The sequence below is a fragment of the Aquimarina aquimarini genome, from assembly GCF_900299535.1.
Taxonomy (GTDB): Bacteria; Bacteroidota; Bacteroidia; order Flavobacteriales; family Flavobacteriaceae; genus Aquimarina; species Aquimarina aquimarini.
This window is the reverse complement of record NZ_OMKE01000039.1, coordinates 98,485-111,398: the sequence shown is the minus strand read 5'-3', so window position 1 is coordinate 111,398 and position 12,914 is coordinate 98,485. Positions and strand designations below refer to the sequence as shown.

The following is a 12,914-nucleotide window of genomic DNA, read 5'->3' as shown; positions in this document are numbered from 1 at the left end:
CCCCTCCTATTTTTCTTTAAATTTTGAATATGTGATTTAAACTGTTTTTATTACGAGTTTTATATATTCTCAAACTTTCATTTTTTTAACTTGCAATATTAAATTTAAATAGTAGATGAATCAAGAGAATATTATATCAGTATTCAATCAATATATAGAAGCAAATAATACACAATACGCTATTTTAATAAATGGTGGTTGGGGAACAGGAAAAACTTTTTTTTGGAAGGAAGCATTAGTACCTATAATTGAACAAAAAAATATTAAACCCCTATATATATCACTAAATGGTATTAAAAGTATTGAAGCATTACAGAGACAGTTATTCATTAAGCTAGTACCATATATTGGAAATGATCAAAACAAAGTATTAAAAACAATTACTACATTTAGTGGTAATTTAATTAATTCAGCAAGTAAAGCTCTAATTAAAGTTGATCCATCTGATTTATTTCAGGGTGTTGGAGTGGATAACTTCAGCTTTTCAAATAAGTTTATTTGTTTTGATGACTTTGAACGTTGTCAAATACCCATGAAAGAACTTCTTGGTTTTATTAATGGTTTTGTGGAACATAAATATCTTAAATGTTTAGTATTAGCTGACGAAGAGAAGATATTTGATACAGACTCAAACCAAAAAGTTAATTACTATAATATTAAAGAAAAAGTGATAGGGCGTGTTTTTAACTATAAACCCGAACTAAAAAGTGTTCTCCCTATTCTATTTAACAAGTATGAAAAGGATCAACCTTTTTTTATTTTTTTAAAAGGTAATCAAACTTATATTTATAAAATTTTTAACGAACAAATTGAGAATAATATAAGAATCATTTCTTTTTTTATTGATTGCCTAAGTAATATTTACAGCCATATAATTGAAATTGATAAAGAATTAAAAAAAGAAGTACTTTTTTTAACAGCTATTTTATCTATCGAATTCAAAAGAGGCTTTTTAAAATCTAATGAAGCCCAAGATTATAAAGATTTAGGAAATACTAGTCAATTTTGGTATCAAAATATTGATTCAGATCTTTTAATAGATAACGATGAAAAGCCAGAAAAAAAGAAGAGTTATATAGAAATATTTTTCATTAAATACATTAGTAATCGTCTTGATGATTATCATTTTTATGAAAGTATTTATACTTATATACTTTCTGGTTATTTAGATGTAGAAAAGCTTTTAAATGAATTAGAAAAAAGAAAACCAGAACAACTTACAGAAGAAAATAAGGCATTTGAAAACCTTATGAGTTATAATTTTAGAATACTAAACGATGAAGAATTTATAAAATTAACTACAAAAGTTTTAAGCTATTTAGAAAAGGGAGCATATAGTATATATTCCTATGAAAGATTATTTAGTTTTTATCATTTTTTTTCGGAAAAAGGACTCATAGATTATACCCCAAAAGAAGTTGAACAAAAATTATTCGCAGGTATTGAAATAGCTGCCAAACAAAAAGAAATAGATCGTAGATTTTACGAAAATATGATTCATTTTGAAGTTAGTGATCCTATTGTACAGCCAATTAGAGAAAAAATAATGGCATTGCATAAAATTCTCGATCAGGAAGAAGTACAAAAAGAAAGTTATTTACTTTTGGATGTTCTTGAAGAAGGGGATTATGAAAAACTTAATAATCTTTTTAAAAGTAAAAAATACAATAAAGAATTTATAGCTTATTTGGATGGTAAAGAGTTATTTAAAATTTTAAATGAGTGTTCAAATCAGTTCTTGACTATATTCACCAATGAAATAAAAGACAGGTACAATCATAATGGTATAAAGAAGTTTTACCCTAATGACCAAGACTGTTTAAATCCATTACTTGAATTGATACAAAAACATTTAGAGGATGAAGCTTTACCAGTACTTCGGAAATTTTTATGGAAAGAAATGGAATTAATTCTTAAAAATACTTGTGAGACATTACGAATTGTAAAAGAATAATTCAATGGTTTATTAAAGCAATGAATAAAACTATTAAACAAATAGATAACATTACCATTCCACACACATTAAACTCCCCTCCTGCCGTCGGCTCGCATAATAAGTGTTTCATTACCTTTTTTAAAGGAACATTTCGTTAGAAAACTTTTAAAATAAACTGTAGAGGGAATAAACTTTGCTTTTACCAAAGCAAAGTGACATAACGCAAGTACATTATAGTACAAATGTTATTGTAAGCAAATTGGCTTTTACATAATTGCAGATATCATAACACCGTTAGGTGTTTTATATCGTCAGCAATTATGTAAAAGCCAATTTGCGAAACGTTAAGCTCATTCGTAACTATAATGTAATATTATGTAAAATATCCCACAGTGATTCTATTTCATAGCAATATTAGCTACTGGGGTCATTAATAATTCAAAAAACTATTGCTGAAACATCCTGCTCACATTTGTAGCTATAATTTGCCGTTATGTAAAATTGCCGCGCCCAACCGCTTTATTGCTTTGTAAATAAAAATGCTTAATGCATTTTTCTCTACACACAATTTGTCAACGCTTGGCCACACCAAAAAAAAGCAAAACTTTCAGGTAGCTTATAAATCGCGTATTTGATTAATTATACGTGAAAAAAGTTTTTACGGGATTCTCATGAAGGTTTCCGCAAGAGTATAAAATTACTCTGACGAGATAATTTCTATACACATGCTATAATTCTGCTATGATTGAACTATAAATTATTTAGATTCCTTAAATTCTTTTATAGCTTGACAAACTCTATAAAATTCCCCTTTTAAAGCCCAATCATTAAGATTATTTAAATTGTCTTCATCCATATCGTTTATTTCAATTATTATTTCATCAACATTTTTTTCTTGTAAATATTCTAACAATTTTCTTTTGGCAACTTCAGCTGCCTCCAATAACCCATTAATTGTTCTGTCGTGTTCTTCCTTATTAATCATTTCTATTTATATAAATTAAGTATAATTGAAATCTTTTTTTCTTGATAAAAAAAGAAACAAAAAAATCAAGGCTGCACAAAACTTTGGAAACACGGACGAGCGTTAAAAAAATGTCCCAGAGGACATTTTTAGTGAGTAGCGAGCCTGTGGCGTTAGAGCGCAGTCGCTATATTTTAGAAAGCATACTAATTCTTAGGATTACTTAGAACTTGAATGAATATGTATAGCTTATATTAAAACTTAGTACTAAACCTCTAAAATATGGACGCTCCTTTACCTATTGTTTAGACCAAAGTTTTCTGAGGCCGTTTTTTTGATAAAACTTTCAAATTACCTCAATCTCCACCAACTTGTGAGTTACCATTTTGCTCAGAAAATTGTAAATTAAATATTTGATATCCAATACCAACTCCAAACCAGATATTACCATTACTTTGCCAATCAAATGTTTTTTGATTATTGATATAATCAACTCCTGCGTATAACCCAAATTGAACCTTTTTATACTGAAGCATTATACCAGTAAGTCCAGTTAAAGTTGTAACATCTTGTGGTTCTTCATCTGGTAGACTATTAGCATTGTTTTTATTAAGGCCAACGCTTCCAATTCCAGCACCTAATTGTAAATTAAATGAGGCTTTTTGAATTTCGGTTAATCGTATATTTAGTGTAGAACTTAGATTGAATTCAGTATCAAACTCAAGATTTCCTGTTCCTCCACCTTCAGATCTCACAGGTCTAGCTTTAAAAGGTAAAGTAAGAAGCCCTATAGAATAAGCCCCCTCCTCTTTCTCTTTTTTAGTTGAAGGTTTTGGTATTTTAGTAGTTGCGTATTTATTGAGATCATCAGAATTTACTTCATATATAATACTGTTGTAGCTTTTTCTTAAAGAGCTCCCAGAAAGTTTCCATTTAAAATTAATAGCTTCTAACGTTGTTATTTTATTTGTAGTGTCAATACTGATGACTTTATATCGATAACCATCATCCAAGAATATTTTTGAGTTTTTTGGATTTACAGTTCGACTACCATTTTTGTTTAATTTTTCTTTATAGGATGTTATAACTTTAATTGGCGCCTCGAGATATAAGACATTATCCACTTCGTAATTAAGTTGTGAATAAGAAAAAAAGGAAAAAATAAGAAAACCGAATAATAATAATTTTTTCATAAGAGATTTGTTTTTGATTTTAAGATTATTAAATGAATTTTTAATAATAATGCTGTTACAAAACATACCATTATCGAGCAGGTTTTAGTAAATACATATTATCAGAGAGGCAAGTAAATTTATATACTACCTTCATTTTATTACTGAAAAAATAAATGTGGGGAATAATAATATGACAATTGAAGTGTTTAAATTTAACAAGAACTCATTTATTAAAAAATAAGTAAAAACACCTGTTTTTAAGTCTTTTATAAAAGTAAATACTTTTATTTTATGTTTTTTATGGGAATCAGTATTTGAAGATAAATTTTTTAGAGAATATTCCCATTCCACACACATTACGCTTCCCTCCTGCCGTCGAATCGTATAATAAGTGTTCCATTACCCTTTTTTTAAAGAAACATTTGAGAAGAAAAAAATATGGGAAGATTCAGTGGTAAAAGCTTTTTCTTAAAGCTCAAGTGACATAACGCAAGTACATTATGATACAAAACTGTAATTCATAATTCCAGCCACATCATCTCGCAGCTTTACAAAATTGATTCACAGGATCAATTTTGTAAACTCGTATAAAATTGCTTTAAACTTTAAAAATTTCGGATGTGTATTATAAGCTATAAATTCTTTTCATAATCCATGCTTTGGTTTAATACACGAACAATTAAAATATCAATATCTGTAACCAAATAAAAAATAGTGTGAGATTTATAAGAAAATCGTTTTAATAATAAAACAAATTCTGATGCATCACGTCCAAAATTGGTATTATCGGCTAATACTTGAAACAGCGTATGCATTCCTAATAAATATCCCTTGGCTTGTTTTAATCCAAATATTTCAATACCATATTCATACATTTTGGCAAGATCTATTTCAGCCTTTTTTGATACTTTATAAACGGCCACCTGCTCGCATTCGCTCTTCAACTTCTTTCATAATATCTGGGACAGACTTATCACTAATACCACTATCCATACCTTCAGTTATAGCAGCTTTAAGTGTAGAAAATTTTTCTTTTTTAGCTTGGTCACGCCTTACTAAATCACGAAGATATTCACTATCATTTGTGAACTCCCCTGCTTTAATTTGAGATTTTATCCACTTATCTTGTTTCTCTGTAAATGTGATCGTTTTTCTAATTGTTGACATAATTGAATGTTTAGATAATCATACTATTGGTGTAATATACAATATTCATTAAACATTCCAAAGTACATATAATACAAATATATAATTATGAATAAAACAGCGAATAGAAGCATTTATAAACCACTAAAACACCTACGCTACACTCATCTTTTGTTTGAACCAAAATGATAGAAGGCCAGTGTTTGCCAACGAAGCACCTGAGTTAAAACTAACACAATATTATCTAAAAGAACATTTATAATTATAATATTATTTACTTTCGCAGGCTACGATGAAAAATAATAAGCACTTTATTGCCTTGTTTTATGTGGTCTTGTTTCTTTTATTCAAGGTAGCAGGTTTGCATGCGATTTCTCATCATGGAGAGGATTTAGATGTTCAGCATTGTGAAATCTGTAACATAGCAACAACTGCTAACTTTAAACCATTACTCCAGACAGAATCTCCTGTTTTACCTAAAACGGAATACTTTTTTTTAGAGACAAAATTCAATAATAAATTTCAATACGTTGTTTTTAACAGCAGATCTTTATTTAGTTATCTTCGTCGTACTAGACCTCCTCCAAAAGTAGCATAGTCCAAAGTTTTTAAAGTATCATCTTGTTTACAGGACAGTTACATGTTATTTAGTTTATAAAGACTAAATGATTGCCTAAAACTTTATGGACTCTATCCTCTATTAGAGGATTACTCTTCAGCTACAATCAAATTTAATTCATCTAATATTTATGCTAAAAGCAATAAACATTACGAAGTCTTACAATGGAAAAGTTGCATTGAAAGACGTTTCCTTTGAAGTATCTAAAGGAGAAATATTTTGCCTTTTGGGCCAAAATGGTGCAGGGAAAACTACAACCATTAATATCTTTTTAGGTTTTATAAAAAAAGATGGTGGTCAAGCCTTTGTTGGTGGTAAAGAAGTGGGTAGAGATGTAATTAACGAACTCACAGCTTATATACCCGAAATGGTACAATTATATGGTAACCTTAGTGGCATAGAAAATTTAGATTTTTTTAGTCGCTTGGCTGGTTTTAAGTATTCAACATCAGAATTAGAGGCATTTCTTACTAAAACAGGTCTCCAAGAAGAGGCATACCATCAAAGACTATCCTCCTACTCTAAAGGAATGCGCCAAAAAGTTGGTATAGCAGTAGCACTAGCCAAAAATGCAGAGGCTATTTTTATGGATGAACCTACATCTGGTTTAGACCCTAAAGCAACTGCAGAATTCACTAAAATCTGTAAAGAATTAGCAAAAATGGGCAAGGTCATTTTTATGGCTACGCATGATATTTTTAACGCTGTAGAGCTTGGTACCACCATCGGTATTATGAAAGAAGGGGTGCTCGTTCAGCAACTAAAGGCTAATGAAATAAATGCAAGCCAATTAAATCAGCTTTATTTAGAAACAATTTAACAAAAACATGAAACTAGCATGTTCAAATTTTAATCAACAAATTAGAATGATTAATTGCTAACTGCATGTGACCCCATAAAGAACAATTAGTAAAAACACATGAAAAATTATATTACAATTATACTAGCAATTTTTGCTATCAACTTATCATCTTCACAAATATCAGTGAATGGAAAAATTACGGACGCAAATGGAGTTCCTATTAATGGAGCAACCATTTCTTATTTAAACGAAAATTCTAACGTTAAGAATGGTACCATCTCTCAGGAAGATGGGAATTTTAGTTTTGAACTTTCAGAAACAGGTAATTATCAAATTACTATAAGTTATATTGGTATGAAGACACAACGTTTTCAAAAATCTTTTGATCAATTAATTGATTATGACTTAGAAAACTTGGTTTTAGAAGATAGTTTGGAGCAATTACAATTAGTTGAGATTACAGGAAGAATAAGAACCGATTATAACAGTGATTATTCCTTTTCTGCAACTAAAGTGGCTATAGAAAATAAAGAATTGCCACAAGCAATAACCTCTGTTACAAAAGAACTGATAGCCGATCGTATAGCTTTTCAATTACCTGATGCCGTAAAAACGGTAAGTAACGTTACCTCTACCGGATTATACAATCACTACAATATTCGTGGTATTACCCAAGCTGACGATGGACAAATACTTAATGGTATGCGTACGCGTCAATACTATTTTTTGCAACCAATTACGTCACATCTTGAGCGTGTAGAAGTTATTAAAGGCCCTTCTTCAGTTACCTTTTCGAGTGCCGATCCCGGTGGAACAGTAAATATGGTAACCAAAAAACCATTGGCTGAAAAAAGAAATGAGGTTTCTGCAACTACGGGTAGTTTTGGTACTTTGAGAGCTACTGTAGATTTTACAGGTCCTCTAAATGAGTCAAAGACGCTATTATATCGTTTTAATGGTGCGATTCAAGAGGCAGGTTCTTTTAGAGATGTGGTAAATAACAATGCTGTTTTAATTAGTCCATCTTTAAGTTATATCCCAGACGAAAATACATCGCTTAATGTTGAAATGATCTACAATAATGCTGTAGGTAATTTGGATAGAGGTCAGCCAATTTTTGGGGCTATAAATGGTGAATTTGATTTAAAAAGCACTCCAATTACAAGAAATGTTGGTGCATCGAGCGACCATTACAAAAACAAAGAGTTTATTTTCATGGCTAATTTTAGTAAAAAGTTTGCTCAAAACTTTAGTTTCAATGCACAGTACATGAAACAAACTTGGGATGAAGATTTAGCAGAACATAGAGTTGATGGTACAGCAGTTGATATTGATGGTAATGTGATTCCTACACTTGCAAGACTGCGATACGATGAAAGACAACAATTCTGGGAAACAGATAATTTTAGTACTTACTTTACTTATGACATCAAAAAAGGTAACATTACTAATAAAATATTAGTTGGATATGATGCTACACGTTGGGAACGTAAAATTGGAGCAGGATTTCTGCGCTCTAGAAGATATTTAACTGTCGATGGTGGTCAGTCTAATTATGACCCAAGTAATCCTGACAATTTTCAGCAAATGGTTGTAGACGGTGTAACGATGCCAGTGCCTGCTGTACCTCATTTTAATTTAGAAGATCCTTTTAATGGAGCAAGAAATACAAATAGTTACAATCTTGCGCAATTATCAATTCCTGCAAACTTATCAAAATCTGATGGTATCTATTTTCAAAACCAGTTTAAAATTGGAAAGTTTTCAGCCTTAGTGAATTTAAGGTATGAGTGGTTTACAGATATTTTTGACTATGAAGGCGATGAACAAGAGTTTAAAACCAGTGCTTTTGTACCTAGATTAGGTTTAACCTATGAAGTTACAAATGAAATTAGTGCCTATGCTACTTATTTAAAAGGATTTCAACCACATACTAATACGGTTTCATTATCACCAACTGCCGAAGGTTTCTTTTGGGAGGCTTCTCCAAGTAGATTTGACCCTTTAGAAAGTAGTTTATTAGAATTTGGTGCAAAAGGAGAATTCTTAAATGGAAAAATATTCGCTAACCTTGCTATTTATGATATTACGCAAAAAAATATCTTACTTGGAGACACTTATGTTTTAGATAGCTTAACAGCAAGAGGTGAGCAAAGAAGTAGAGGTTTTGAAATGGATATTTCTGGTTACATATTACCAAATTTTCAATTGACAGCGTCTTACGGTTTTGCAGATACTGAAATTGTAGAGGATGCTATAGAAGAGTTTATAGGAGAATCAATTGGTGGTGCTCCAAAACAGAATGCAAGTTTTTGGGGGCGTTATGACTTTAGAAATGAAACATTAAAAGGTATTGGAGTTGGTTTTGGAGCTCAATATGTAGATGAAAGATTTACTTGGTACAATCCTACATATTCTAGTGATCGCGTATTATTACCTGAATATACAGTATTTGAAGCGGCAGTTTTTTATAAACCGTCTAACTCAGGTATTCAATTAACGCTTAAAATAAATAACTTGTTTGATAAAACGTATTGGTTAGGTGGTCTTAACCCTTCTAGGTTAGGTCCTGGAGCTCCAAGAAATGTTTTATTGAATGCCACCTATAAATTCTAGGTATGAGAAAAAGTGTAATCTTTTTACTAGCACGTCAACTGTGTAAAGATACTTTTAGATCAAAAGTGATGCTTATCGCGTCACTTTTGATCTTGTTTTTATTGCTTTTTTCAGCGTATACTGGATGGGAAAATTATCACGACCAAAATCTTACAAGAGGTTTAGTACAGGATGAAGTGCAAGAAAGTTGGGAGAGCAATCCAGATAAGCATCCACATCGTATGGCGCATTATGGTTCATTTGCTTTAAGAAAAAAACATGTTTTAAGTGGTTTTGATTTAGGTATGGAAAATTTTGTAGGTAACGCTGTGTTTTTAGAAGCACACAAACAGAATACAGTCAATTTTTCTGAAGCTAGTATGTCTACAGGTTTATTGCGGTTTGGTGAGGTGAGTTTGGCCATGCTATTAAAAGTAATTATACCACTTTTAATTTTCTATCTAGGCTTTGCAACTATAGCGAAAGAGCGCGAAAACGGTACCTTAAAACTATTAATTGGCCAAGGTATTACTAGAAAGGAAATTGTATTTGGTAAATGGTTAGGACTTTGGTGCTTATCGTTAGCTTTTTTATTCACAGTTTTCATAGTGGTCTTATTTTTTGTCTTAATAGACTCGCACGATCACGTACTATCAGATAGTTTTATTAGATATTTTGTACTCTTGCTATCGTACATATTGTTTTTTGGGATTTTAAGTGCCATCACTATTTTGATCTCAGCATTTAGTAAAACGGCCAAAGGTGCTTTAGTAAAACTTTTGGGTATCTGGTTACTATTTGTAATCATAATGCCTAAATCTTTACAAGCTATCGGTTATTATTTATATCCTACTCCTTCAAAAATAGAAATGGAGACTGCTGTTGAACATGATTTAACTAAACTAGGTGATAGTCATAATCCTGATGATCCTCATTTTAAAGCATTGAAAGATTCTGTGCTTTTGGCACATAATGTGCCAAAAGTAGATGACCTTCCTTTTAACTATGGTGGCTTTATTATGGCTCAGGGTGAAAAATTGAGTACAGCCGTATATTTAGACCATCAAGAAAGATTATATAAGGTATATACACAACAGAATAATGTAGAGCGTTATTCTGCATTTATAAACCCTTATACAGCTATTAAAAATTTATCTATGGCTTTCTCAGGAACAGATTTTAAATCCTTTCTGCATTTTAAGAGTAAAGCAGAAGCTTACAGGTTTAAATTAGCTCAGGATATGAATCAGCTTCAAATGGATTTTATCCCGAATAAAGGAAAAGAGGGACCAAATAAGATTTCGAACAAATATTGGAAAGAATTCCCACCATTTGAGTATAATTTTTTGACCATTTCTAAGGTGTTTAAAAATGAATTGATTTCAATATTATCTTTATGTCTATGGGGGTTTTTAGCAATTTTTGGTCTATCTAGATTATCTACTAACTTAAAAGCCATTTAAATGTATAGTTTATTATTTAAATCATTTTTTAGAACAAAAATATTTTTGGTTAGTCTCGTGTTATTAATGAGCATTGGTGTTATTAGCATTTTAATAGGTAAGCAATATTTGGTTAAACAGGAAAAAACTATAGTTGCTGCGCAAGAATTTCAAGAAGAAAGCATAAAGCGAAATGTAGAATATCATAATGATGATTTAGGCTTGCTTTTGTATTACTTACGTTTCACATTAATAAAGAAACCAACAAATATTAGTGCTATTTCAATTGGTCAGAGTGATGTTAATCCGCTATTACAAACTGTAACTATTCGAGGTTTAGAGGGACAGAAATATGATACTGATTTTGAAAACCCATCTTTATTAATGTCTGGAAATCTAGATTTAGGATTTGTTATTATCTACCTGTTTCCATTGATATTGATAGCTATGACTTTTAACTTGTATTCTGAAGAAAAAGAGTTAGGCACTTGGAAAATATTAGCAGCACAAACGTCAGGTAAAGCAAGCTTTTTGTTTAAAAAACTAATTGTCAGAATAGGCTTTGTTTTTGCTATTTTAATTTTCTTGATGTTTTTAGCAAGCGCTATTTTACAACTACAACTAGACCAGAATTTCTGGGCTATATTTTTACAAAGTATTTTGTATTTACTGTTTTGGAGTGCTTTGTGCTTTTGGATGATCTCTTTATTAAAAAGCTCTAGTTTTAATGCGCTAGCGTTGATATCGGTTTGGGTTGTTCTTACCATTTTAATTCCCGCTTTAGTAAACAATTATGTTATCAATGCCTATCAAGTACCTGAAGCATTAGATGCTATGGTAGAACAGCGAGATGGTTACCACAAAAAATGGGATTTAGAAAAAGGTGCGACAATGACTGGATTTTATGAAGTATATCCTCAATATAAGAACTACGAAGTTCCTGAAGATAAATTTAGTTGGATATGGTATTATGGCATGCAACACAATGGGGATTTAGCAGCGAAAGAAACCAGCGCTGAAATGAAAGAAAAGATTATGTTGCGAAATACGGTGAGTGAAAACGTTGCGCTTTTTGTACCAACAATGCATGCACAATTAAGTTTTAACCATTTAGCAGGTACAGACATGTTAAATCATTTAAATTTCCTAGATGCACTTACCGAATTTCATGAGAATTTGCGTTTAGGTTTTTACACTAAAATTTTTGACAACAATACTGCAGATGCTGTAGATTGGACAAATCATAAAGTTAAGTTTTATACTTCAAAACGTGATTTTAGTTGGCTTTATCTTGTGCTACCAACTATTCTTATTACATTATTAATAGGGATTTTAGGTACGATTAATGTTGGAAAGTTGTAATTAAATAAGGCTAGATTTTTATTCTGGCCTTATTTTAATACTATTTACTAAATATTAGTTTAGAATATTATTGTTATTCCACAAATCTAAGAAGAAAAGTAGTTATTTATAAATTGCTTTTTCTCCCAAAGCAAAGTTACATAACGCAGAACATTATAGTACAATATATTATATGAGTAAATCAGCAAATAAAGCTTTTTACTGTGCTAATTTTTATAACATAATAACATGTTAGGCAATCCTATTAGGCTCATAAGTTTTACCTTACGAGCCTAATAATTTTATTTAATTTTAGTAGCTTCAACTAAAAGGGTTCCTCCTTCTGCAGTTTTAAGCAAAGCTCTAACTCCATGAACTGGAAAATAAACTTCTGGTTGAGTTTTCATTGATTCATGTATTGGACCAAAATCGGCTAAAGATAAAAAGCCATTAATTGTATTTAATATTCTATAAGCAGTAACTTTATCACATCCAGCAATCATGGCTATAACATGGTAAAAACTTATTAAACTAGATATTATCGGAAGTATGTATTTTGAAATACCATAACTCACCTTATCTTTTACCCCTTCTTGTTTAATTAGTAGGTAAAATATAAGTCCAAAAACGATTACATGTGTTGTAATAAACCCATAAATTAACCACTTAGTAGATGCTTTATCTAATTTTATATATTTGTTATACTGATATGTATAATTAGTACTTAGGGAAACAACTGTAAAAACTAACGAAATTTTATTAATAATACCTGCATCTGGATTTACTGGTTCGGCAATTTCTAAGGCTTTTTTAGGTAGTAAAAACCATGAATTTACTATTGCCGTCGTTCCTCCCACATAGGCATTGATTTTTAAGAATGTATTACTCATTTGA

At 30.6% G+C, this 12,914-nt stretch carries 11 protein-coding genes; 6 read left to right on the top strand and 5 right to left on the bottom strand.

Annotated features, from left to right (window positions below):
- Positions 1-115: 115 nt before the first annotated feature.
- The gene (locus DG508_RS16085) at positions 116-1,954 is read left to right on the top strand and encodes a P-loop NTPase fold protein (protein WP_108869127.1); all 1,839 of its coding nucleotides are present in this window, start codon (positions 116-118) and stop codon (positions 1,952-1,954) included.
- A gap of 739 nt (positions 1,955-2,693) precedes the next feature.
- Here the strand turns inward: DG508_RS16085 and DG508_RS16080 are convergent.
- The 4 genes from DG508_RS16080 to DG508_RS16065 all read right to left on the bottom strand — a co-directional run bounded on the left by DG508_RS16080 (position 2,694) and on the right by DG508_RS16065 (position 5,242).
- Positions 2,694-2,921, bottom strand: a complete 228-nt coding sequence (locus DG508_RS16080; protein ID WP_108869126.1) for a hypothetical protein — start codon at positions 2,919-2,921, stop codon at positions 2,694-2,696.
- A gap of 335 nt (positions 2,922-3,256) precedes the next feature.
- On the bottom strand, positions 3,257-4,093 hold the full coding sequence (locus tag DG508_RS16075) for a hypothetical protein (RefSeq protein WP_159090868.1): 837 nt from the start codon (positions 4,091-4,093) through the stop codon (positions 3,257-3,259).
- A gap of 614 nt (positions 4,094-4,707) precedes the next feature.
- Complete coding sequence (locus tag DG508_RS16070) at positions 4,708-5,019, bottom strand: type II toxin-antitoxin system RelE/ParE family toxin (RefSeq protein ID WP_159090867.1); 312 nt, start codon at positions 5,017-5,019, stop codon at positions 4,708-4,710.
- Positions 4,985-5,242 (bottom strand): type II toxin-antitoxin system ParD family antitoxin, encoded by a 258-nt coding sequence (locus DG508_RS16065; RefSeq protein WP_108869123.1) that lies wholly within the window; start codon positions 5,240-5,242, stop codon positions 4,985-4,987. Before DG508_RS16065 ends, DG508_RS16070 begins: the two co-directional genes overlap by 35 nt.
- A 271-nt stretch (positions 5,243-5,513) precedes the next feature.
- Here DG508_RS16065 and DG508_RS16060 point away from each other — a divergent pair, with 271 nt between their 5' ends.
- From DG508_RS16060 to DG508_RS16040, 5 genes are all read left to right on the top strand, one after another.
- Positions 5,514-5,819 carry a hypothetical protein gene (locus DG508_RS16060; RefSeq protein ID WP_108869122.1) on the top strand — a complete coding sequence of 102 codons (306 nt, stop codon included), beginning with the start codon at positions 5,514-5,516 and terminating at the stop codon, positions 5,817-5,819.
- A 151-nt stretch (positions 5,820-5,970) separates the two neighbouring features.
- A complete protein-coding gene (locus DG508_RS16055; RefSeq protein ID WP_108869121.1) occupies positions 5,971-6,660 on the top strand; it encodes an ABC transporter ATP-binding protein in 690 nt (229 codons plus the stop codon).
- A 99-nt stretch (positions 6,661-6,759) separates the two neighbouring features.
- Entirely contained in the window at positions 6,760-9,258 is a 2,499-nt protein-coding gene (locus DG508_RS16050; RefSeq protein WP_108869120.1) for a TonB-dependent receptor, read from the top strand.
- 2 nt (positions 9,259-9,260) lie between these two features.
- Positions 9,261-10,700, top strand: coding sequence for an ABC transporter permease (locus DG508_RS16045; protein WP_108869119.1), 1,440 nt, complete (start codon positions 9,261-9,263; stop codon positions 10,698-10,700).
- Positions 10,701-12,041 carry a DUF3526 domain-containing protein gene (locus DG508_RS16040; RefSeq protein WP_108869118.1) on the top strand — a complete coding sequence of 447 codons (1,341 nt, stop codon included), beginning with the start codon at positions 10,701-10,703 and terminating at the stop codon, positions 12,039-12,041.
- A gap of 281 nt (positions 12,042-12,322) precedes the next feature.
- On the opposite strand, the gene DG508_RS16035 is transcribed toward DG508_RS16040, so the two are convergent.
- On the bottom strand, positions 12,323-12,910 hold the full coding sequence (locus tag DG508_RS16035) for a hypothetical protein (RefSeq protein ID WP_108869117.1): 588 nt from the start codon (positions 12,908-12,910) through the stop codon (positions 12,323-12,325).
- Positions 12,911-12,914: the final 4 nt, after the last annotated feature.